This window comes from Vibrio sp. MACH09, assembly GCF_033238805.1.
Taxonomy (GTDB): Bacteria; Pseudomonadota; Gammaproteobacteria; order Enterobacterales; family Vibrionaceae; genus Vibrio.
Genome location: NZ_BSFZ01000001.1, coordinates 903,427 through 925,686 on the forward strand (window position 1 = coordinate 903,427; position 22,260 = coordinate 925,686).

Sequence of the window (22,260 nt, forward strand, 5' to 3'; positions counted from 1 at the left end):
TTTTATGTCTGTTATATGGCGTCGTGTTACAGCACCATCGCAGCAATCCATCCAAATACAATTAATGGAATATTGTAGTGGATAAATGTAGGGACTACCGTTTCCCATACGTGCTCGTGTTGGCCGTCAGCGTTGAGTCCGGATGTTGGACCAAGGGTTGAGTCGGAAGCCGGTGAACCTGCGTCACCTAGAGCCGCAGCAGTACCTACCAGAGCAATAGTTGCCATTGGAGAGAAACCAAAAGCAGCAGCCAATGGTACATAAATGGTTGCCAGAATAGGGATGGTTGAGAAAGAAGAACCGATGCCCATGGTGACCAATAATCCCACGATAAGCATAAGTAACGCAGCTAACGCTTTGTTGTCACCTATGCTGGTCGCAAGTGCTTCAACTAACGTTTCTACGCCACCGCTCTGTTTCATCACAGCGGCAAAACCTGCGGCAGAGATCATGATAAAACCGATCATCGCCATCATATGTACACCTTTGGTGAAGACATCGTGTGTCTCTTTATATTTAATCACACCTCCAAATGTGAACACCATAAAGCCAGCTAAACCACCAATAATCATCGAACCAGTGCTCAACTGTGCACCTAGAGCCGCAGCAATGGCAACAAGAGCCACCATAATATTGCGCTTATCTATGCTAACTTCACTGTGAACGGTTGTTAGCTCGGTCTCTTTATATTCGCGAGGTTTACGATAGGAGAAAAATATCGCAAACAGGAGTCCTGAAATCATACCTAAACCGGGTAGTAGCATCGCGGTTGGAACTTGGCTAGCAACAACTTCTGGAAGGCCATTGTCGTGTAAGTTCTTAAGCAAAATGTTGTTTAAGAAAATACCACCAAAGCCGATTGGCAATACCATATAAGGGGTCACCAAACCGAATGTGAGTACACATGCGATCAGTCGACGGTCCAGTTTCAGTTTTGCAAAAACGCCCAGAAGAGGTGGAATTAAAATTGGAATAAAGGCGATATGAACAGGGATGACGTTTTGTGAAGACATAGTCACAAGTACTAATGCACAAATGATTAGGTACTTTAGCCCTGTTGACGCAGCAGCATTTTCATTGCCATGAATACGCTTAATAACGTTTTGTGCTAGAAGGTCAGTTAAACCAGATTTAGAAATGGCCACTGCAAATGTACCTAACATCGCGTAGCTCAATGCGATAGTTGCACCACCGCCTAAACCACTTTCAAATGCAGAGATTGATTCGTTCAGGCTCATACCTGACACTATGCCACCAACAATAGCACTAAAGGTAAGCGCAACGACAACGTTGACTCTCATTAGTGCCAGTAGCAGCATGATACATACTGAGATTACTACCGGATTCATATTATTCTCGATTGGGTTGTGTTTGTTTATTTGTTCAAACCACTATGGCCTATAAAATAAGCGAGATGGCTCGATTTATTGTTATTCGGAATCGACTAATGGCCAGCCGCCAAGGGCTTTCCATTTATTTACAATTCCGCAAAATAACTCTGCTGTTTTTTGTGTATCGTATAGTGCAGAGTGGGCTTCTTTATTGTCAAAATCCATCCCGGCTGTTTTACATGCTTTGGCCAAAACGGTTTGACCATAAGCAAGACCACTTAATGCAGCGGTATCAAAAGTAGCAAAGGGATGAAAAGGGACTCGTTTTAATGCGCTGCGTTCGCTCGCTTGCATAACAAAGCTATGATCGAAGTTAGCATTGTGAGCAACCATGATTGCACGGCTACAATCGGCTTGCTTCTGTTCTTTTCGTACCAGTTTATAGATCTCTTTTAGCGCTTCGCTTTCTGTTACCGCACCGCGTAGTGGGCTAAAAGGATCTCTGATGCCATTAAACTCCAGAGCTTCTTTTTCAAGATTCGCTCCTTCAAATGGTGTGACATGAAAGTGAATGGTTGAGGCTGGATGAAGGTCTCCATTGTCGTCCATTTTTAATGTGACGGCACAAATTTCCAAAAGTGCATCGGTTTTTGCATTAAATCCAGCGGTCTCTACATCAATAACAACGGGAAAATAACCACGAAAGCGTTTTTTTAATGTGAGTTGTTCGTTTTCTACTGTCATGTCTTAAAATTATAAATGTGATAAGGCACGCATTATTGCAGATTCTAACTCAGAGCAAAATGGTTAAAGTCAAATCTATCTACTGATATAGCAACTATTTTTCTTTTGTAGGATGGATGTTAATGTTTTTAAAGATATAAGAGTCGACAAAAGAGGGACTAGCGAGCTTAAATTGATGACGACAGTGTGTTTATTACCAATTGTGGCTAACTTCTTGCAATGGCTACCCAGAAGTACTGACTATTTGTAGAAAGTGAGCGAGAAAGGAGCGTTTTTTCCTAGAAGGCGGCAATGATATGCCGTTGTCGCTATTTAAGAGTTTTATGATTATGAAAAAGTTGATTGCGTTAAGTGTATGTTTGTCATCAGCAATGATATCTCCGGTATCAGAGGCGGTGTCGATCCGTTATGCCGCAACACCTGAGCAATCTGAGTGGCAAATGGTGGTGAACACACCGTTAGAGTGTCGTCTTGTTCATCCTATTCCCAATTATGGTCAGGGTGAGTTTTCTTCGATTGCGAGCAAAAAAATCAACTTAGATTTTGAGCTTAAAATGCGTCGGCCAATGGGAGAGACACGCAGCGTTAATTTGGTTTCTATGCCACCTTCATGGCGAGCAGGCGAGAGCGCTGATCGCATGAATACGATGAAATTCTTTAAACAGTTCGATGGCTATGTGGGTGGACAAACCGCATGGAGTATTTTGTCTGAGCTAGAAAAAGGTCGTTCTCCTACCTTCAGCTATTCTGATTGGCTTAGCCGAGATCAGCGCGTTGAAGTCGCGTTATCGTCGGTTACATTCCAAGATAAATACAATGCATTTTCACTCTGTATCAGCCAGTTATTGCCGTACAGTTTTGAAGATATCTCTTTTACTATTTTGCATTACAACCGCAACAGTGATCAGTTAAATAAAGCATCGCAAAAACGCTTAGCGCAGATAGCAGAATATGTGAAATACAATACTGATATCGATTTAGTGCTCATCTCGACTTATACCGATTCAAGTGGTGACAAGACTGCGAATCAAAGTTTGTCAGAAAGAAGAGCGGTGGTGTTGCGTGATTACTTCAAGTCTATTGGTTTACCGGGGAATAGAATCGAAATCCAAGGATATGGTAAACGTCGCCCGATTGCAGACAATGGGACGCCTATTGGTAAAGATAAAAACCGTAGGGTGGTTATCTCGCTCGGAAGAACCCAAGTATAGAATATTAAAATGCGGCCAAATGGCGGCATTTTTTATCTCAGCTTAGTTCAGTTTAAATCGAGCGATTATTTCGCAATTGCTAACGGTATTAATGTGCTGAACTCTTTGCGCGATGCTAGTGTCTGGGTGTCTTTTCATAAAATTGATTAGCGCTTTTTGGCAGCAGCCTAATGAATCGATAAACGCGTGACATGACTTTTGTGGGCATTGCGGTACTAGCATCAATAATTTTTCTGATGCCAACTGTAGGTATTTTAACTCATACTCTTGATCGCCATTTGTACGCCAGAAGTTGGCTAAGTTGTGGCAAGAGATAACATTAATGGTCAGCAGATCATCAATATTAACCTGTTCTTCATCGATGAGTTTATCCGACACATTAAGTGCTTGTTGGTAATGTAATATACTACGAAGGTAATCTTTTTGCTGTAGTGCACTATCGGCCAGTAGTGTGTGTTCTTCCCATTTATCTATGCTCATGGTAACTCTCCTTTACGACTCACTAGCGATATACCGTTGATTAAAACTTATGAGTAAGGGTGACGATCAATTATCGTCACTGATTACTAACACTCGGTTTAATTAAGGTGAAATATTGATGAAAGTGAATTGTAAATGATAATTATTATCATGTAAATGCGTAATGTAGCAGCGACACGATGGACTCAGTATCGCTGCATTGAATTAAGCTAGAAGAAGCTGTGGCTAGAGAATAACGGTTTTGTTGCCATTGACAAAAACATGATCGTTCACCACTTTATTGATGGCGCGACTTAAAATGTTCTTTTCAACATCCCGTCCAGCTTGAGCCATATCTTTGGCGCTAAAGTTATGATCTACCGGGATAACATCTTGTTTAATAATTGGCCCCTCATCGAGGTCATTAGTCACAAAATGCGCGGTCGCACCGATGATTTTTACACCGCGGTCATAAGCTTGCTGGTAGGGTTTTGCACCGATGAAAGCGGGCAAAAAGCTGTGGTGAATATTAATGATCTTATGATGATATTTTTCGACAAATTGTGGTGTCAGAACTCGCATATATTTTGCCAGTACTAAATAATCGGCTTGGTAAGAGTCAATTACCGCCAGCATTTTCTCTTCATGCTCTTCTCTAGTGAGGCCTTGATGATCCACATGGTGGTACGGAATATCAAATTTTTCCGTTAAGCTTTGTAGAACATCATAATTTCCAACGACCGCAGCAATATCAATATTTAAACTGCCATCGTAGCTCTTAATTAAAATGTCCCCTAAGCAGTGGGCCTCTTTGGTCACCAAAATAACCACTTTCTTTCTTGATTTTGAGCTTACTAGCGAACGCTTTGTGCCTTGTGGTAGTGCTTGGTCTAGATCAAATAGAAAGGTGTCATCGTTAAATATCCCCTCTAATTCTGTTCGCATAAAAAAATGGCCATTGGTGTTATCAACAAATTCATTGTTATGAATAATATTGAGCTGATGCTTGTAGCATATATTGGTTATTTTAGCGATCAGGCCAGGTGCGTCACTGCAGTGAGTGAGCAAAGTCTTTTTTTCCATTTTCTGTTACTTCCGTATTTATAAATTCTTGCTGAACAAGCACCTTGAGGTTACTTGGTTATATTCGTTACCTCTATAATTAATCCATTCTTAATTTGGTTTCAATAAATTAATTTGATTGATTATCGCGTCACCCTAACAAACCTGCCATAATCTGCTTCATTAAAGATTGGCAAAATGTCGCATTTACACTCAAGTGACCTCAAGATGCAGGATTCAGAACTGCATCAACAGGTTCAGTTCAAGAAAGATAATCGAAGGAATGGCATTCCCTTTCAAGGTTATCTGACGCAGAAAAGAGCATATTGATGAGCTGCCAATGAATTCTCGCTGAACAAGCCCCATGAGGTTACTTGAGTATAGATGATGAACAAAACATTTTCGGCAGAGGGTGCGTTAGGAAAAGCCATTCCGGGTTTTCAACCTAGGCAAGCCCAACTGGATATGGCAGAAGCTGTAGAGAAAGCCATTAAGGAAAAATCTCAGTTAGTGGTGGAAGCAGGAACTGGGACGGGTAAAACATTTGCATATTTGGTTCCAGCGCTGTTAAGTGGTAAAAAAACCATCATTAGTACCGGCTCTAAAAACCTTCAAGAGCAGTTATTTCATCGTGACCTTCCTTTAATGGTGGACGCTTTAGGCTATTTTGGGCAGATAGCCTTGCTGAAAGGCCGTTCAAATTACCTCTGTTTAGACCGTTTAAGTCGACAATTAGTAGAGAGCCATAGTAACGAATCCGATCCAACAATGTTAACTCAGTTAATCAAGGTTCGTAGCTGGTCATCGGAAAGCAAGACGGGTGATTTGGGTGACTGCGATGATATTGCGGAAGACAGCCCAGTTATATCATCTATTACTTCGACCAATGATAATTGTTTAGGGAAAGAGTGCCCAAGTTTTCAAGAGTGCTTTGTATTAAAAGCGAGAAAAAGAGCATTAGAGTCCGATGTTGTGGTGGTAAACCATCATCTGTTTATGGCCGATCTTGCCATCAAAGAGACAGGTTTTGGAGAACTTATTCCTGAAGCCGATGTGTTTATCTTTGATGAAGCACATCAAATACCAGATATTGCTAGCCAGTATTTTGGTCAATCAGTCTCTAGTCGACAGATGTTAGAGTTAGCTAAGGATATTGAAATTGGCTATCGAACTGAAGCTCGAGATATGCGCCAACTAGAAAAAGTGGCGACCCGCATAAGCCAGTCAGCAATGGACATGAGAATAGTGTTTGGTGAACAGCATTTTCGTGGCAATTGGCGTGACGCAATAAAATCAGATCCAATCAAAAATAATGTCAGACGTATACTCGATGGCTTAGAGTTGGCGATTGAAGTACTTAAGTTGGTTCTGGGGCGAAGTCAGCTACTCGATACCGCGTTTGAAAGAGCGACGCTGTTAAAGTCACGCTTAGAACGCGTTTGCGATGTTTCAATAACTGGATATTCATATTGGTTTGATACGTCACCCCGTCACTTTAGTATTCACATTACACCGCTTTCTGTGGCGGATAAGTTTAGCCAGCAAATCGAACTCAAGCCTGGTGCATGGATTTTTACTTCTGCAACCTTGTCTGTCTCTAACGATTTTAGTCACTTTACTCATCGGTTGGGTTTGCAACCACCTCAGCAGTTTTCATTGCCTAGCCCGTTCGATTATCAGCTTCAAGCAAAGCTGTGCGTGCCTAGGTATCTCCCTGAGCCTAACAGTCCCGGTTTGGCGAAAAAGCTAGTGACTATGTTGTCGCCTGTTATAGAGAAAAACAATGGCCGCTGCTTTTTCCTTTGTACTTCACACAGTATGATGAAAGAGTTGGCGGATGGTTTTCGGGACAATTTGTCTGTACCAGTGCTGATGCAGGGGGAAACCAGTAAACAGAAGTTATTGGCTGAATTTATGGAGCTAGGAAATGCTCTATTGGTCGCCACCGGAGCTTTTTGGGAAGGGATTGACGTTAGAGGTGACAGCTTAAGCTGTGTTATTATCGATAAATTGCCGTTCACTGCCCCTGATGACCCACTATTAAAAGCGCGTATAGAGGATTGTCGAATAAGTGGCGGAGAACCCTTTACCCAGGTTCAATTACCGGATGCCGTTATTACCCTTAAACAAGGGGTAGGGCGTTTGATACGAGACAAGACAGATCGAGGCGCATTGATTATATGCGATAATCGGTTGGTCACTCGTGATTACGGTGGAACGTTTTTACAGAGTTTGCCGCCAATTCCGAGAACCAGAGATCTGAGCCAGATCTCCCAGTTTTTAGAACAGACCCTAGCTAATTAGACTTAACAAACTAACGAAAAATTTGAGACATTCATGAGTACGAAAATTCTTGCCTTAGACACATCTACTGAAAACTGTTCTGTTGCATTATTGGTGGGGAATACCTGCTATACCCGTAGTGAAGTATCACCGCGTGGCCATACACAGAAAATATTACCAATGGTGGACGAGGTATTATCTGAAGCAGGGCTCACCCTTAATGACGTTGATGCTCTTGCTTTTGGACGAGGTCCCGGCAGTTTTACTGGTGTAAGAATTGGCATTGGTATTGCACAAGGTTTAGCATTTGGTGCAGATTTACCGATGATTGGTGTGTCGACGTTAAAAACCATGGCGCAAGCAACGTATCGTAAACAGGCTAAAGCATCTGTCGCTTGTGCTATTGATGCCAGAATGAGTGAAGTCTATTGGGGAAGATACCAGCGTCAAGAAAGTGGCGATTGGATTGCGATTGATGAAGAGTGTGTTATTGCACCGGAAAATTTGCTTTCTCAAGTAGAGTCTGACGATGTGACTTGGACGCAAGCCGGGACGGGCTGGCAAGCGTATCAGCAATCACTAGAATCATTGGCTATTTCTGTTGAAGAGGGTGATGTACTTTACCCCGAAGCAGAAGATATTGCTTTTCTTGCGCAGTTTGAGCTACAAAAAGGCAACACGGTAACGGCTGAGCAAGCCAGCCCTGTTTACTTAAGAGATAAGGTAGCTTGGAAAAAACTGCCCGGACGTGAATAATTTGTTTTATTCGGACATATTTTAGCTGGTGATATGTAATAAAACGGTATGGCAAATAGGATTTTAAACGCGTGTTATGAATGGTAGGTGATATATGGTGATGATAAACGGTTTGCCTGCCACAACAGTGGCAAATACTAGCAAAGCACAAAAAAACAGCCCGGCTAAAAAACAACAAAACAGAAGCCAAATTGCCCAAACCACTAAGGTTGCAGACGCTGTTGCACACTCTATACGCCATGTAGACGAATCTGAAATCGAAAGGGCACAGATACAATATGATCTTCCTCCGGGAGGATCACGAAAAGCGATGGAAGAGTATATGGATGTACTCAATCAAGCGCGTAAAGAGGAACTTGCCCAGTTAATAGGCGTTGACCTGTATATATAGGGTCTAAAATATCTGAAAGGTCAAACGACCCAAGTTAATTTAAAAGGCGGCTAGCTATGTATAAAGCAACGTTTGTTCTATTTTTTACTCTCTTTCTTTCCGCTTGCTCCTCTCTTCCTGACAATCTTGCTACTGCTAATAAAAATGTCATAACCGATTTTACACAGTGGAAAGGTACTGACCTTAATGTCGCAAATGAGGTTCGGCTTGGGGGAGTAGTGGCCAGTGTCACCAACTTAGCGGACAAAACTCGTATTGAGATGGTTAACATGCCAATTAGCAGCTCAGGTCGGCCAGACTTGCTCTCAGAGCCAACGGGACGATATGTCGCCTATATTGATGGCTACGTTGAATCTATGTCATTGGCCAATGGTAGATTGGTGACGTTCCTTGGCGTCAGTGATGGCATTGAGCAGGGAAAGGTAGGGGATTTTGACACGGATTTTCCGGTTATTAATGTGACCAGCTATTACCTATGGCGGATCGAGGAGAAAGTTATCGTTAATGAAAGCGGTAGTATTCTTCATCCGTGTTGGGGCGGGATACATTGCCGAAGCAGTTCCCCCTCATCGAATACCGGCCGAGTAGTAAGAGAGTTGAAATAGTATTTAGAGGCGTCATTAGTCGTTAGGGATAGGGAAAAAAAGTGATTCGAGAGCAGACCATACAACTGGCAAATTATGAACTGGCGACTCTACAACTGGGCCATGCGGCGGATGCCGAACTAACGGTGGTTTTTTTACACGGTTGGTTGGACAATGCAGCCAGCTTCTCTTCGGTATTGGCTGAGTGTGCGACGCTACGGTCAAATGTGCATTACATTGCCATCGATCTGCCTGGGCATGGGAAATCGGCACATCGACAATCGGACAACTTTTATCCATTTCATGACTATATTGACGACGTTCATCAACTTTTAGCCAAATTGTCTGCCAATAAGTTGATCATTGTCGGCCATTCTCTTGGCGCGTTAATAGGCTGCTGCTATAGTGCTGCGTTTCCTGAGCAGGTTGACGGGCTAATTCAGATTGAAGGCTTTGGACCCTTGGCAGAGAAAGAAGATAACAGTGTGGCAAGGTTGCGAAAAGGCATTCTAAGCCGCAGACAAATTGCTAAAAAGAGACAACGAGAGTTTTCATCACTGGCTGATATGGTTAGTTTGCGAGCAAACCTGAACGGCGTAACAGAGCAGCAAATATCCCCGTTGGTAGAGCGAGCGAGTTTTGCTAAAGGCGAAAAATGGCAATGGCGGCATGATGTAAAACTTCAGGCTGACTCACTATATAGAATGTCATTTTTGCATGCAGACACATTTATGAAAAGTGTAACATGTCCGCAGATCATCATTTTAGGTGATGAAGGCTTTTCTTATCTCTCTGAACAAGTTTTATCCTATCTGGAAGAGGGTGAAAACATTAATAATCAAAAGGTTAAGGTTGAGCGTTTGTCTGGTGGACATCACTGCCATATTCAACAGCCTAAGTTAACATCGAAAATTATTTTGGATTTAGTTAACAAAATTTAAACAACTGTTTAATACTTTAGTGCGTCCACTTATATGCTTGTGCTGTAATAAGTGGCAATCACAATCATAAAAGCAAATTGATATTTGCTAAATTCGTGCAACAAGGAGACAAGTCGTGGAGAAACCTTGGCTTTCACGCTATCCAAGCGATGTACCAGCTACAATTAACCCTGATGAGTACCCATCTCTGGTTGAGATGTTTGAGAATGCAGTAAGGAACTTTGCTGATCAACCCGCGTTCGTCAATATGGGTTCAGTCATGACCTTCCGTAAGTTAGAGGAGCGAAGCCGTGCCTTTGCTGCATACTTACAAAATGATTTAAAACTGAAAAAAGGCGATCGTGTTGCATTAATGATGCCTAACTTGCTGCAATATCCTGTTGCGTTATTTGGGGTATTAAGAGCCGGTATGATCGCCGTAAATGTTAACCCTTTATATACGCCAAGAGAGTTAGAGCATCAATTAAATGATGCCGACGCTTCGACTATTGTGATCGTGTCGAATTTTGCTAATACCTTAGAGCAAATTGTAGATAACACACCAGTAAAACATGTTGTGTTGACCAGCTTAGGGCAGATGCTGCCAACTGCTAAAGGGACGGTTGTCGATTTTGTCGTTAAGTACGTCAAAGGCATGGTACCTAAGTATGATTTACCGGGAGCTATCTCTTTTAAGAAGGCTCTGCATAAAGGTCGAAGACTGCAGTACGTCAAACCATTTATGTCTGGTGAAGACATTGCGTTCTTGCAGTACACCGGTGGAACAACTGGGGTGGCTAAAGGGGCGATACTGACTCATCGCAATATGATCGCTAATGTCATGCAAGCCAAAGCGGTTTATCGTCCTGTCTTGAAAGATGGCCGAGAAACCGTAGTAACTGCACTGCCTCTGTATCATATTTTTGCTTTAACAGTAAACTGCTTACTCTTTTTGGAAGTTGGCGGACGCAACCTACTCATTACCAACCCAAGAGACATTCCCGGTTTTATTAAAGAGCTGCAAAAGTATCAATTTACTGCAATTACCGGCGTGAACACCTTGTTTAATGCTTTGGTAAACAATGAAGATTTCCAAGAGCTTAACTTTAGTAATTTGAAGTTAACCATCGGTGGCGGTATGGCGGTTCAAAAAGCCGTTGCTGATAAGTGGAAAAAGACCACTCGAGTTCCACTCGCTGAAGGCTACGGCCTAACGGAATGTGCACCTTTAGTCTCGGTTAACCCATATAATCTAGAAGACTATAATGGCTCCATCGGTTTGCCTGTATCCTCAACAGAGGTTCGTATTGTAGACGATGAAAGTAAGCCATTGGCAAATGACCAAGTCGGTGAACTGCAAGTTCGTGGACCGCAGGTTATGCAAGGTTATTGGCAGCGAGCAGAAGCGACCAGAAACACCATTGATGAAGATGGCTGGCTATCAACCGGTGACATTGTTAAGTTCGATGATGAAGGCTTTTTGCATATTGTTGACCGTAAAAAAGATATGATTTTGGTCTCTGGTTTTAATGTCTACCCTAATGAGATCGAAGATATTGTTGCCCTGCACGGTAAAGTGTTAGAAGTTGCCGCCATTGGCGAACCACATGAAGTCTCAGGTGAGATGGTGAAAATCTGTGTTGTAAAACGAGACCCAAGTGTCACCGCACATGAGATTATTGAGCATTGCCGTAAGTACCTCACTGGTTATAAAGTTCCTAAAATTGTGGAGTTTAGGGATGAACTGCCTAAAACCAATGTAGGTAAAATATTGCGTCGTGAGCTTCGTGAAGAGGCTGATGCAAAACGTGCAGAAGCCGACGCCACAAACGCTGAAGATAAACAAGAATAGTTTTTCTAGCAGTGCTATTATCATTGAATGACTCAATCGGTATCTATCGTTTGAGTCATTTTTTACTGTGTAAACTCTATGGCGGGAGATTTTCTAATTCTATGGAACAGTGAGTTTCAACAGAATGATTGAATGCGTATAAAAGAGTTATGTCTATGTAGATCTGCTATGTTTTAAACACAGAGCCTTATCTTTAAATCAAGTGGTGTTGGCCTGATAGGGTCAGTAAGTGACTTGAATATAAATAAGTAGAGATTTTTGTGAACTACCAAATAATTGATACCACCTCAGCATTAGAAGAGATTTGTCAGAAAGCCAGCCAACATGACACCATTATGTTGGATACTGAATTTGTCAGAACACGTACATTCTTTCCGCAATTGGGTCTTGTCCAGTTGTATGATGGTGAAAACCTGTCACTGATTGACCCCACACTTATTGATGATCTGTCTTCTTTTGAACGTCTGTTAAAAAATGCAGGGGTGTTAAAAGTACTGCATGCTTGTGGTGAAGATTTAGAAGTATTCAAACAGAGTTTTAACTGTACCCCATTTCCTATGGTTGATACTCAAATCATGGCCGCATTCTTGGGGCACGGGTTATCAACGGGCTTTGCAGCATTGGTCAGTGAGTATCTTGATGTTGAGCTGGATAAAAGTGAATCGAGAACCGACTGGTTGGCGAGACCTCTTACCGAGAAACAGTTGCAGTATGCCGCAGCAGATGTGTTTTATCTCAAGCCAATGTATGAACAGTTAGAGAGTAAAATCACCAAAGCAGGTTGGTGGGATGCAGCGTTGCAAGAGTCAGAATTACTGATTGAGAAGCGTAGTGTTGAGGTTGAACCTGAGAAAGCTTATCTGTCGATTAAAGGTGCGTGGCAGCTTACCCCTAATCAGTTAGCTATTTTGAAGCCTCTTGCAACATGGCGTGTAAAAGAGGCTTTGAAGAGAGATTTAGCACTAAACTTTGTCTTTAAAGAGCAAGATCTATGGTCTGTTGCTCGTTACGAATTAAAGAGCTTAAAGAAGATGGAAGAGAATGATGTTGATCATCGCTCTATTCGTCGTCATGGTGAAAAGATCATCACTATGGTTAAGAAAGCCCAGCTTATTTCTGAAGATGAGTGGCCAGAGAAAATTGAACGTCTAATGGATTATCCGGGTTATAAACAGCAGTTTAAAGCGTTGAAAGATGAGGTAAAAGTAGCTTCACAAAACTCCGGTTTGGCCACAGAATTTTTGGCGTCGAAAAAACAGTTAAATCAGCTGCTTCGTTGGGTATGGGTTAAGCAGCGAGATGCCGCCAAGCTACCTGATGTTCTTCAAGGGTGGCGAAGAGATCTGTTTGGTAATAAATTAGATAGTTTAATAAAAGGGTAATAGACCTATGCTTTGTTCTATATATAAAAGTAACAAAAAAGAGGGCGCTTACCTATATATCCCAAAGAAAGATGATTTTTCTGATGTTCCTGATAGTTTGATGGAGATGTTTGGGAAACCTTTTTTTGTTATGGTAATCAAACTTGATGGAAGAAAACTCGCTCAAGTTGATATTGAGAAAGTGAAAGCGTCGTTGCAAAGTGATGGTTTCTTTTTGCAATTGCCACCCCCACCAGAGAATTTGCTGGAAACATATAAAAAAGAAAAAGCCAAACACCAAGGTGACGCCTAACATAATAACAACTTAAAGGGATGTGCATCGATTGGCTAACGGAGAAAGGAAGTGAAAAAAGTAGTCAGTTTGTTTATTGGTTTTGCGTTAAGCGCATCGGCCTATGCCAACAATGCCGATTTTGCCAACTATGTGGAAGGATTAAAGAAGCAAGCAATAGAGAATGGTATTTCATCTTCGGTAGTTGAAGAAGCTTTCTCTAATGTAAAATTTAAACCTAAAGCGGTAAAGGCAGATAAAAATCAACCAGAGAAAAAACTCACTTTGGATGAGTATATTCCACGAGCAGTGCCCGATTGGAAAGTAAAGCAAGCTCAATCACTTTATGATAAGCATTACACTGAGTTGAACCGCATTGGTAAACAATATGGCGTTCAACCAAGGTTTATTGTTGCCCTTTGGGGGGTAGAAAGTAACTTTGGTAAACTAACCGGCGGTTACAATGTTATTGATGCGTTGACCACTCTGGCTTATGACGGTAGAAGAGAAGACTTTTTCCGTAAAGAGGCAATGGCAGCGTTAACTATACTGGACCAAGGCCATATTACCGCTTCTAAGATGAAAGGTTCGTGGGCTGGGGCGATGGGTCAGTGCCAATTTATGCCAAGCTCTTTCCTTAATTTTGCGGTTGACGGTAATGGCGATGGTAAAAAAGATATCTGGAATAATAAAGAGGATGTCTTTGCTTCCGCTGCTAATTATCTAAGCCAATCTGGCTGGGATGATAACTATACTTGGGGACGACAAGTTCATGTTCCTAAAGGGCTATCTTCTTCTTTGTTAGGCCGGTCGAAAGAGAATGCTAAATCATTGCAGCAGTGGAATGAACTTGGTGTCAGGCGTCTTAACGGCAATGTGCTCCCTGTTCTTGATGAAGATATTGATGCTTGGTTAATCATGCCTGATGACGAAAATGGTAGAGCGTATCTTATCTACAATAACTATCAGGTGTTGATGAAGTGGAATCGTTCGTATTACTTTGGTTTGGCGGTGAGCCATTTAGCAGACAAACTTAAATAATCTCGATTGAGTTTATATACTCAAGTAACCTATTTTTAAGGCCGCTAATGCGGCCTTAATTTTATGATTTGGTAAATCGAGTTTATTCGCCGTGATTAACGGTATTGTTCACACGCAATCATCGTATTTTCGATTAGACTGGCTACCGTCATAGGACCAACGCCTCCCGGTACAGGAGTGATAAACTTGGCTCTCTGTTTAGCACCTTCATAATCGACATCACCAACCAGCTTACCTGATTCAAGACGATTAATACCTACATCAACCACTATCGCTCCCTCTTTGACCCAGTTGCCCGGAATAAAGCCAGGTTTACCCACCGCAACAACCACAACATCAGCAAGGCGTACATGCGTCTCAAGCTCAGTGGTAAATCGGTGGCAAGTTGTTGTGGTACAGCCAGCCAATAGCAGCTCTAATGTCATTGGTCGACCAACAATGTTGGAAGCGCCAACGATAACCGCGTGCTTTCCGCGTAACTCAATGTTGTAACGCTCTAATAGAGTGATAATGCCCTTTGGGGTACAAGAGCGAAGCTTAGGGATTCGCTGAGCCAATCGACCCACATTGTATGGGTGAAATCCATCGACATCTTTTTCTGGCAAAATACGCTCAAGCACTTTGGTAGTATCAATACCAGCAGGCAGTGGAAGCTGGACTAAAATGCCGTCAATCTCATTATCACTATTAAGTTTGTCGACCAGTTCAAGTAGTTCTGATTCACTGGCTGTTGCCGGTAAATCAAAAGATTTAGAAACAAAGCCAACTTCATCACAAGCTTTGCGTTTGCTACCGACATAAACCTGAGATGCAGGATCTTCACCAACTAAAATTACAGCAAGGCCGGGGGCTCGTAATCCCGCTTCCGTACGTGCTTTAACACGTGCAGCAACTTCAGAACGAACGGTTTGTGATATTAATTTTCCATCTATATTTTGAGCAGCCATATCTTCCCTTTACTGTAGAATTACTAAGCGTGCGCATTGTCGCAAAAAATGAATGGAATAGCTATAACGCAAACGATTGCGCAGAATAAATATCAAACACTTGGCTTTTTTTTAGTCAGTTAAATCAGAAAGTAAAAGAAAGCGATTGACCTGACCAGTGCTTCTCGTATAATTCGACCCTACAACGCGCCCTTAGCTCAGTTGGATAGAGCACGTGCCTTCTAAGCATGTGGTCAGAGGTTCAAATCCTCTAGGGCGTGCCATATACGAGAAGCCGTAACAAGTTAGTACTTGCTACGGCTTTTTTTCGTTTGTCGCTAATGGGTCAAGTTAGTGAATCCTTTAATCAAGATTTTGCATTAAAATAAATCATGTGAAGAATTTTATTGTGTATAAAATGGGTTGCTTAAAGTTGGATGCGAAGGAACTTCATCTATAACAACAGGCGACCCAACGGTGTGGTCACTAGACTGGGTGGTTTCTGACAATTTGATTTCTGATACAAATTTATTTAAAGAGTAGGACGGTGGCATCGGATAAAGCTTATCCACCGGCCCTGAGTAGTATATGAGTGGTTATATTAAAATGCTTAGAAATGGTTGCACTGAGGTTGGATTAATGAATGTTAAACATCATCCGAATTACCATACTTGCAGTGATATTCAGTCATATTTCAATTCACCCTTGTCTCTGAAAACCTATGGATAAAAAAATAAGAGCAAAATAATCCATTCGAAAAAAAATGTGATAGTGATTACACCTATCTTTGCCATCCACTTTTTATTTGCCATAACTGACTATACCCCCAAGTCATCAAGCTTAAACTCTTGATTTAGCTCTAATGAGTTAGCTGATAATGTTTTGCCAAACTTGTGGCACTTATATACAAAAGCAGGAGGTAAATTTTGAATAGTTAAATTTACATCTACACGGTCAAAAATCTCTTTTAATTTACTATACTTTCCTAAGCTATATTGATATTGAACGAACATGCCTCCATCTTTTAAATGTTTGTATACTTTATTCATAAGTTCATCAACTTCAGAATCTTCTAGAAGGCTTAAAGGTAAGCTTGAAATGATAATATCAATATTACGTGCGGCTAAAGTGTTAAGCTCTTTATCAAAATCTAGTGCCGATTTCTTTACAAATTTCACAGTTTTATTTGTTGAGAACTTTTCAATGCAATGTTGGTAAAAGCTTTGGTTAATTTCTAGTGATATTAATTTAGCGTCATCATTTAAGTTGTCCAATATTTTTTTAGTGAAACAGCCATCTCCCGGGCCAAATTCAAAAACTGTTTTTGCGCCATCGAAATCCAATCCTTTAAGACAATTTTGTACTAAACGATTAGAGCTTGGTCTAATTGTTCCACTGGTTTTAATCGTACGGAACGCTTCTTTAAAAAATGATTTCATTTTCTGCCCTTAATTGTATTCTTTCGATAGGAATTAAATTAGAAATAAATAGATGCTGATTATTGAAACTTCACCTAAGAAAATGCCGATAAACATATGAGTAAATGGCATTGCCACAATTCCTGAGACATAGCAAATCAAGTCTGTAGGTACTAATGGGAAAAATGCCCATCCTGTAGTGACTAATATGGACTTACGGCTATTTAGTCGCGATCTCCATTTCTTTACTGATACTGGGTGCTTTCTTTCCAAATATTGGCTAAAGCCTAATAAATCTGAAAAGTAGTACAATAAAGTCGCTGAAAACATCACGCTGATGATAGAAATTAACAGAACACTTAGCAGGTCATCCGGAAACAATAATGCCCCTACTATTACAAAAGGTGTGCTTGGGATTAAGAATAACCCTCTTATTAAACTTGCGGAAATATAGGTAATCATCAGTTCATTACTATATGTTTCCACTAATAGCTTAATATTTTGTGGGGTAAATAAGTTAGGGTTGATTACATATGAAATTAACAGTGTGACAATACATGTTAGCCATATAGTGTAAATTGTGTATTTTGCTTTTTTAATCATAATAATTTCTTGTTACTAAATATGTATTTGGTTGATTGTTTTCTTTAATTGAATGTCTGATTGGGAGGTTACATATATAAGAGAATGGCATCAATTCAATATCAATTAAGCACTCAACATAATCAATGATAGGTTTCTATTTGGAGTTCACTGATTGCTATTGTATTTTCATTGATGGAGATGGATTATTTTGCGGTTGATTGAAATTTTTAGGGCTTTGATTGAAAAATCAGATGCTGCTGATAATAGCATCTGATTTTTTTAGTTTGAGTACGTGAACAGTTTTACAGGTACTGGAATCCTAAGAGGTTCCAATACCAATAAAACCAAAGCATAATCACGCCGGCTAGCGTTACCATACTATAGCGAATACGGGAAAATACACCGGGTAATAACTTTACCTTCCAGACATGAATAGTTTTCAATATTTGATGTATAAGAATGATGATAGACAAGATTGGCATGATTAACCAAACTTTAAATACCAGAGGAATTATTCCCATAAACTTACTTGCTTGCGAAGTAAAAACGATAAGTCCAGAAATAAATACAACCAGATTAAATGCAGAGAATAGTGCGACTGATTTATGTGCCGTTTTTTCTGGAACAGAACAGTGTTTTACTAAATTGCGTTGATAAACGTAGCGTAAGAAGCTAAAAACAAACAACAGCATAGAGATTAATAAAAGATAACCACTAAAGCTGCCGCGCTCATAAAACTTCGCCTTATAGGCTGACATAAACGGTAGGCTATCGAGTGTTATACCAATAATCTCTTGTTTTTGGTTTTCCTGAAATGCAATTAGTGTAGCAAAACCACTAGGGCCAGTGGAGTCTGGCAGCTTGAAGAGGTTTTTATCTATTTCTACGTAGTGCGCTGCGTCTGATCCAGATGCTATTATCAATGTATTGTCTTTTCCCGGTTTGACGTTAATTGTTGATGAAATGCCTAATACTTTTCCAACTCTTGAAACGTTACTACGCCAGAATTTATAACTGCCTGAATACTTGTCTGCACGATTAGAAAAATTCTTTGGGCCGCTTAGCAACTCGTGTTTAACAGGAAAGAACTTTTTATAAAATGCTTGTTTAAAATCAGTTCTCACTTGCCCACCACCAGCGCCTGAGAAAGAGACAAAATAGGTTAGGTCATGCTCTGGATCTATGACTAACTCCGAATGGAATTGAGCGGTATCTCCTTCATGACCATAAACTAAGTTTCCATTGGCTAGAGTGCTATATATCCCTAATCCCATACCCGGTAATCGGTTATCCATACTAAACTGCTGACTCAGCATCTGCTGAACCGTGTCTTTCTCCAGAATCCTTTTTCCTTGATATTGACCACCATTCAACATCGCTAATCCTAACTTGACCATATCCGTTGATGTTGCCGAAGCGCTACCCGCCGGAGCAAAGTTAGCGAGTATTTCGAATGGCTGTGCCACATATTCAGTTGCTTCTGCCTGATATCCAACAGCCATACTCGCCTTTAGGTGCGAAGGTAATGGCTCTTCGAAGCTAGTTCGGCTCATGCCAAGCACATCAAGGATGTTATGTTGAATATAGGCTTTAAAGTCTAAACCAGATACGTTAGCCACAATAAGTCCTGCTAACGCAGTACCATAATTGGAGTAAGCAGTGACCTCTCCCGGTGGAGTAATACGTTTTGGTTCAAAAAGCTTTAATGATTTGGATAGCGGCATAACACGATTTGGATTTGTAACCATTAAATATCCAAGGCCAACATCTTCAAATCCCGCCGTATGCGTTAAAAGATGGCGTAATGTTATGGGTTGTGAAGGCCAGGTATCTTCAAGCTGGAATGTTTTTAGATAGGAGTTAACGTTAGTATCTAAATCAAGTTTTCCCTTCTCTACCAATTGCATTACCGCTATCCATGTGAATATTTTGGATGCAGAACCCGGACGGAAAAGAGTTTTATCTGCAATTACTGGCGTTCGTGTTTTCCTGTCCTGAAAACCATAACCTTTAGCAAAAATAACTCTACCTTTATGGGCAATAGTGACTGTACCAGAAGCACTTTTCTTTCGTTGCATTGTGGGTTTTACGTAGCCATCAATAAAAGCCTCTATAAGATCATGATTATTTAGATCTAAGGGCTTTGCATTAAGAATGGTTAGCGGGCAGAACACCAAAAAGATCACTGCTGCTAGCTTTTTGAAAATTTTCATTTTTTCTCCGACTTATCTTACGAAAACCAGACTTAGCCAAGGTACATAGGTGATAAATAACAACGCTAAAAGTAAAACTGCCATAAATGGAAGTGTCGCTGCGTAAAGCTGTGTGATTGATTTATTAAAACGGTAACTAGCCAGAAAGAGATTCATTCCTACTGGAGGTGTGAAATAGCCGATTTGCATATTGGCAACGAATATGATGCCCAAATGGATAGGATCTACTCCGTAATTTTGGCTTACCGGCAAAATTATCGGAACCATAATGACCAGTGCTGCAAAAATATCTAATATGGCTCCCAGAACAAGAAGGAGAATATTTAACAGAATGAGAAACGTAACCTTACTGTGAACATGTTCGTTAATTAGTCTAAATAATTGATCTGGAACTTGAGCATCAACTAAAAAATTGGTAAATGCCAAGGCGCAACCAAGAATCAATAATATACCTCCAACCATCACCATTGATTCTTTCATAATGCCGGGGAGCTGCCGGATCTTGATATCTTTGTATACAAACACTTCAATAATGAGCACGTATAGAGCAATAACAGCGGCCACTTCAGATATGACCAGAATACCGGAACCCACGCCTAAGATGACGACAACTGGAATAGCTGCTTCCCAAATTATATCTTTAAGGGAAGAGGTTAATTTTCGCTTATTAAATGGTATCAGAGGTATTTCTTTATGCCTTATCGCATATAGGCCATAAAGAAAAAGTACCGTAATCATAAGGAGGAAAGGAAGTGCTCCTGCCTTATATAGATCAATAATTTCAACTCCGGGCACATCCAATTGCTGAGCAATAATACCGTATAGTAAAAGCGGAATGGCCGGTGGCAAAAGCAGCCCTAAACTACCAGACGTAGTAATGAGTCCCAGACTGAATTTGTCGGAATAACCGGATTTAACAAGAGCAGGGTAAAGAAGCCCTCCTAAAGCAACTATTGTCACTCCAGAACCGCCAGTTAGCATGGTAAAAAAGGCGCAAGTTAGCAGGCCAATAATAACCATACCTCCGCGCATCCATCCTAGAGAAGCTTCAGATACACGTACTAATCGGTCAGCGGTATTACTCTTGCTAAGAAGATAACCTGTAAAAGTAAATAACGGGAGCGCCATTAATACCGTAGAATCAGTTATTCGATATAGTTCAATGGCAAGAACAGACAAATGAATATCTGAGCAATAAAATCCTATAGCCGCGGCGGCCAAAATAATGGCAAATAGCGGAACTCCAAGACCTCCAATAAAGATAAGAGGGATGGCTAGCAATGAACTCATAAGGAGGCCTCCTTATATCTGTTTATTGGCAATATGCTTAGTAGTGTAAAAATAAATAAAGTGGCATACCGGACAGCGATAACCAAAAATGCAACAGGAATAATAATCTGGAAGTACCAAGAAGGAACATTGCCAAATACGACCGTTTCATAGATGTATTCGTCACAGACAAAATGAGAGCTGTACCAGCAAACCATTACGCTAATTACGCAGGTAAAGAACGAATTAAAAACTGCAACTATCTGTCTGTTTTTTTTACTAAGGTAGAGTTGGGCTATATCGATAGAAATATGCTCGTTATTTCTGCTAGCAATCATTGCTCCGATCAGCCCTATCCATAGGACGCTTATACGTAAAACAGGATCTATCCATAGAATGCTGACATCAAACAAGTTGCGAATACCAACTTGAAAGGTGGCAAGAATAATCATAGCAAGCAGGATAACAACTAATAAAGCATCCTCGATTGCATGTATATATTTGATTACCGGATGAGCCGATACAGTTTTGGCGTTATTTTGCATCAGATTTTCTGCTGTTTATTTCGAAAGTCTTCTAAAAGTTGGCTAACTTCATCGAGAATTTCTTGTGAATATTCTTTTTTGGCGACTAAATCTCTGGTTACTTTCTCAGCGTAAAATTTCCATTCCATTTGATCTTTCTCGTCAGGAACAACAGGCTCGACTCCTTGACCTAGTACTGCGCTAAAGGCTTTAATACTGTCTTTACGGCTGTTGGTATCGAGTTTTTGGAATACTTGAGAAAGAATGTTCTGTGTCAATATCTGATCTTCCTGACTTAACTTAGAAAAACTCTTTTTTTGAATAGTCATCAGGCCATATGCATACATCAAGGGAATATCAGTAATGTAACTCACCTTGGAAGACCATCTTAAAGTAAGAGCAGCTATCGGAGGCGCAGCGAAAGCATTAATAGCATTAGTCTGAAGAGCGGTATGAACTTCTCCAATATTTAATACGATAGGATTAACATCAATAGATTCTGCTATCTTTTCAGAAATCGGATCATTGGCAGGTAGCCACAGCTTTTGCTTTCTCAAATCGCCAATATTCTTTACTGGACGACCGGACATTGCATACGCAAAGCCTCCATCAATTAAGCCAAACGTAGTCCAACCTGATTTATCCAATCCATCGATAATTTTCTGGTCCATCTTTGACCGAACATAATCGACTTCTTCAAAGTTCTTAAACAGAAGAGGTGATACATAGATCTGGCTGTCTTTGTAAAACTGGGCAACAGCGCCACTTTGCAAAATTGCTCCGTGTAGCTGACCAATACGTATCTTTCGGAATACGGCTTTGTCATCACCCATCACGCCGCCAGGATAAAACTTAAACTTAACTCGTCCGTCTGTTTTTGTTTGTATTTCCTTCGCTGCCTTTTTTAGTTCGACGAGGATTTCTGTACCATCCGGGTAAAGGGTAGATATTTTAAATGTCTGCGAAAATGCTGGAAAGCAAGTCAACAGAAGAAAAAAAGTAATCAGTGTTTTAAGGTTTTGTTTAAACATAATTTTG

Annotated in this window: 21 protein-coding genes and 1 tRNA gene; 11 read left to right on the forward strand and 11 right to left on the reverse strand. The window is 40.7% G+C overall.

Translation table 11 applies throughout. The annotated features are described in order from the left end of the window. Window positions 1–26: 26 nt before the first annotated feature. Both CHJ_RS04160 and rnt read right to left on the reverse strand, forming a co-directional pair. Window positions 27–1,349: a Na+/H+ antiporter family protein gene (locus tag CHJ_RS04160; protein WP_171754295.1), complete on the reverse strand. Its 1,323-nt coding sequence runs from the start codon at window positions 1,347–1,349 to the stop codon at window positions 27–29. Between the two features lie 81 nt (window positions 1,350–1,430). Then, a complete protein-coding gene (rnt, locus tag CHJ_RS04165; RefSeq protein ID WP_171754296.1) occupies window positions 1,431–2,075 on the reverse strand; it encodes a ribonuclease T in 645 nt (214 codons plus the stop codon). A 329-nt stretch (window positions 2,076–2,404) separates the two neighbouring features. Here rnt and motY point away from each other — a divergent pair, with 329 nt between their 5' ends. After that, complete coding sequence (motY, locus tag CHJ_RS04170) at window positions 2,405–3,286, forward strand: flagellar protein MotY (protein ID WP_171754297.1); 882 nt, start codon at window positions 2,405–2,407, stop codon at window positions 3,284–3,286. 42 nt (window positions 3,287–3,328) lie between these two features. On the opposite strand, the gene CHJ_RS04175 is transcribed toward motY, so the two are convergent. Together CHJ_RS04175 and purU are read right to left on the reverse strand one after the other, a co-directional pair. Then, entirely contained in the window at window positions 3,329–3,766 is a 438-nt protein-coding gene (locus CHJ_RS04175; RefSeq protein WP_171754298.1) for a DUF2753 family protein, read from the reverse strand. A 225-nt stretch (window positions 3,767–3,991) separates the two neighbouring features. Next, complete coding sequence (gene purU, locus CHJ_RS04180) at window positions 3,992–4,828, reverse strand: formyltetrahydrofolate deformylase (protein ID WP_171754299.1); 837 nt, start codon at window positions 4,826–4,828, stop codon at window positions 3,992–3,994. 363 nt (window positions 4,829–5,191) lie between these two features. Between purU and CHJ_RS04185 the strand changes: the two genes are divergently transcribed. From CHJ_RS04185 to CHJ_RS04225, 9 genes are all read left to right on the forward strand, one after another. After that, entirely contained in the window at window positions 5,192–7,111 is a 1,920-nt protein-coding gene (locus CHJ_RS04185) for an ATP-dependent DNA helicase (protein WP_317916945.1), read from the forward strand. A gap of 33 nt (window positions 7,112–7,144) precedes the next feature. After that, a complete protein-coding gene (gene tsaB / locus CHJ_RS04190) occupies window positions 7,145–7,846 on the forward strand; it encodes a tRNA (adenosine(37)-N6)-threonylcarbamoyltransferase complex dimerization subunit type 1 TsaB (RefSeq protein ID WP_317916946.1) in 702 nt (233 codons plus the stop codon). A gap of 94 nt (window positions 7,847–7,940) precedes the next feature. Continuing rightward, window positions 7,941–8,237: a chromosome partitioning protein ParA gene (locus CHJ_RS04195; RefSeq protein WP_171754302.1), complete on the forward strand. Its 297-nt coding sequence runs from the start codon at window positions 7,941–7,943 to the stop codon at window positions 8,235–8,237. A gap of 56 nt (window positions 8,238–8,293) precedes the next feature. After that, window positions 8,294–8,842 carry a Slp family lipoprotein gene (locus CHJ_RS04200; RefSeq protein WP_317916947.1) on the forward strand — a complete coding sequence of 183 codons (549 nt, stop codon included), beginning with the start codon at window positions 8,294–8,296 and terminating at the stop codon, window positions 8,840–8,842. A 44-nt stretch (window positions 8,843–8,886) separates the two neighbouring features. Then, window positions 8,887–9,762 (forward strand): alpha/beta hydrolase, encoded by an 876-nt coding sequence (locus CHJ_RS04205; protein ID WP_317918078.1) that lies wholly within the window; start codon window positions 8,887–8,889, stop codon window positions 9,760–9,762. A 115-nt stretch (window positions 9,763–9,877) separates the two neighbouring features. Continuing rightward, complete coding sequence (fadD, locus tag CHJ_RS04210; RefSeq protein WP_317916948.1) at window positions 9,878–11,593, forward strand: long-chain-fatty-acid--CoA ligase FadD; 1,716 nt, start codon at window positions 9,878–9,880, stop codon at window positions 11,591–11,593. 260 nt (window positions 11,594–11,853) lie between these two features. After that, window positions 11,854–12,975, forward strand: a complete 1,122-nt coding sequence (rnd, locus tag CHJ_RS04215; protein ID WP_317916949.1) for a ribonuclease D — start codon at window positions 11,854–11,856, stop codon at window positions 12,973–12,975. 7 nt (window positions 12,976–12,982) lie between these two features. Beyond that, complete coding sequence (locus CHJ_RS04220) at window positions 12,983–13,267, forward strand: YcgL domain-containing protein (RefSeq protein ID WP_317916950.1); 285 nt, start codon at window positions 12,983–12,985, stop codon at window positions 13,265–13,267. Between the two features lie 51 nt (window positions 13,268–13,318). Then, complete coding sequence (locus CHJ_RS04225) at window positions 13,319–14,287, forward strand: lytic transglycosylase domain-containing protein (protein WP_171754307.1); 969 nt, start codon at window positions 13,319–13,321, stop codon at window positions 14,285–14,287. Between the two features lie 95 nt (window positions 14,288–14,382). On the opposite strand, the gene folD is transcribed toward CHJ_RS04225, so the two are convergent. Further along, window positions 14,383–15,234, reverse strand: a complete 852-nt coding sequence (gene folD, locus CHJ_RS04230) for a bifunctional methylenetetrahydrofolate dehydrogenase/methenyltetrahydrofolate cyclohydrolase FolD (RefSeq protein ID WP_317916951.1) — start codon at window positions 15,232–15,234, stop codon at window positions 14,383–14,385. A gap of 186 nt (window positions 15,235–15,420) precedes the next feature. On the opposite strand from folD, the gene CHJ_RS04235 reads away from it, so the two are divergent. Then, window positions 15,421–15,497, forward strand: a tRNA-Arg gene (locus CHJ_RS04235). A gap of 534 nt (window positions 15,498–16,031) precedes the next feature. Here the strand turns inward: CHJ_RS04235 and CHJ_RS04240 are convergent. The 6 genes from CHJ_RS04240 to dctP all read right to left on the reverse strand — a co-directional run bounded on the left by CHJ_RS04240 (window position 16,032) and on the right by dctP (window position 22,253). Continuing rightward, window positions 16,032–16,652 carry a class I SAM-dependent methyltransferase gene (locus CHJ_RS04240; protein WP_317916952.1) on the reverse strand — a complete coding sequence of 207 codons (621 nt, stop codon included), beginning with the start codon at window positions 16,650–16,652 and terminating at the stop codon, window positions 16,032–16,034. A gap of 33 nt (window positions 16,653–16,685) precedes the next feature. Beyond that, the gene (locus tag CHJ_RS04245) at window positions 16,686–17,234 is read right to left on the reverse strand and encodes a VTT domain-containing protein (protein WP_171754323.1); all 549 of its coding nucleotides are present in this window, start codon (window positions 17,232–17,234) and stop codon (window positions 16,686–16,688) included. A gap of 284 nt (window positions 17,235–17,518) precedes the next feature. Next, a complete protein-coding gene (locus tag CHJ_RS04250) occupies window positions 17,519–19,429 on the reverse strand; it encodes a serine hydrolase domain-containing protein (RefSeq protein WP_317916953.1) in 1,911 nt (636 codons plus the stop codon). A gap of 12 nt (window positions 19,430–19,441) precedes the next feature. Then, on the reverse strand, window positions 19,442–20,719 hold the full coding sequence (locus CHJ_RS04255; RefSeq protein WP_317916954.1) for a TRAP transporter large permease: 1,278 nt from the start codon (window positions 20,717–20,719) through the stop codon (window positions 19,442–19,444). Then, on the reverse strand, window positions 20,716–21,243 hold the full coding sequence (locus tag CHJ_RS04260; RefSeq protein WP_171754326.1) for a TRAP transporter small permease: 528 nt from the start codon (window positions 21,241–21,243) through the stop codon (window positions 20,716–20,718). The genes CHJ_RS04255 and CHJ_RS04260 overlap by 4 nt, the downstream gene beginning before the upstream one ends. Continuing rightward, on the reverse strand, window positions 21,243–22,253 hold the full coding sequence (gene dctP / locus CHJ_RS04265) for a TRAP transporter substrate-binding protein DctP (RefSeq protein ID WP_317916955.1): 1,011 nt from the start codon (window positions 22,251–22,253) through the stop codon (window positions 21,243–21,245). The genes CHJ_RS04260 and dctP overlap by 1 nt, the downstream gene beginning before the upstream one ends. Window positions 22,254–22,260 lie beyond the last annotated feature (7 nt).

Bases quoted from the DNA above. Each gene is read 5' to 3' on its own strand.
- CHJ_RS04160 (WP_171754295.1), bottom strand. From the start codon at position 1,349: ATGAATCCGGTAGTAATCTCAGTATGTATCATGCTGCTACTGGCACTA.
- rnt (WP_171754296.1), bottom strand. From the start codon at position 2,075: ATGACAGTAGAAAACGAACAACTCACATTAAAAAAACGCTTTCGTGGT.
- motY (WP_171754297.1), top strand. From the start codon at position 2,405: ATGAAAAAGTTGATTGCGTTAAGTGTATGTTTGTCATCAGCAATGATA.
- CHJ_RS04175 (WP_171754298.1), bottom strand. From the start codon at position 3,766: ATGAGCATAGATAAATGGGAAGAACACACACTACTGGCCGATAGTGCA.
- purU (WP_171754299.1), bottom strand. From the start codon at position 4,828: ATGGAAAAAAAGACTTTGCTCACTCACTGCAGTGACGCACCTGGCCTG.
- CHJ_RS04185 (WP_317916945.1), top strand. From the start codon at position 5,192: ATGATGAACAAAACATTTTCGGCAGAGGGTGCGTTAGGAAAAGCCATT.
- tsaB (WP_317916946.1), top strand. From the start codon at position 7,145: ATGAGTACGAAAATTCTTGCCTTAGACACATCTACTGAAAACTGTTCT.
- CHJ_RS04195 (WP_171754302.1), top strand. From the start codon at position 7,941: ATGGTGATGATAAACGGTTTGCCTGCCACAACAGTGGCAAATACTAGC.
- CHJ_RS04200 (WP_317916947.1), top strand. From the start codon at position 8,294: ATGTATAAAGCAACGTTTGTTCTATTTTTTACTCTCTTTCTTTCCGCT.
- CHJ_RS04220 (WP_317916950.1), top strand. From the start codon at position 12,983: ATGCTTTGTTCTATATATAAAAGTAACAAAAAAGAGGGCGCTTACCTA.
- folD (WP_317916951.1), bottom strand. From the start codon at position 15,234: ATGGCTGCTCAAAATATAGATGGAAAATTAATATCACAAACCGTTCGT.
- CHJ_RS04240 (WP_317916952.1), bottom strand. From the start codon at position 16,652: ATGAAATCATTTTTTAAAGAAGCGTTCCGTACGATTAAAACCAGTGGA.
- CHJ_RS04245 (WP_171754323.1), bottom strand. From the start codon at position 17,234: ATGATTAAAAAAGCAAAATACACAATTTACACTATATGGCTAACATGT.
- CHJ_RS04250 (WP_317916953.1), bottom strand. From the start codon at position 19,429: ATGAAAATTTTCAAAAAGCTAGCAGCAGTGATCTTTTTGGTGTTCTGC.
- CHJ_RS04255 (WP_317916954.1), bottom strand. From the start codon at position 20,719: ATGAGTTCATTGCTAGCCATCCCTCTTATCTTTATTGGAGGTCTTGGA.
- CHJ_RS04260 (WP_171754326.1), bottom strand. From the start codon at position 21,243: ATGCAAAATAACGCCAAAACTGTATCGGCTCATCCGGTAATCAAATAT.
- dctP (WP_317916955.1), bottom strand. From the start codon at position 22,253: ATGTTTAAACAAAACCTTAAAACACTGATTACTTTTTTTCTTCTGTTG.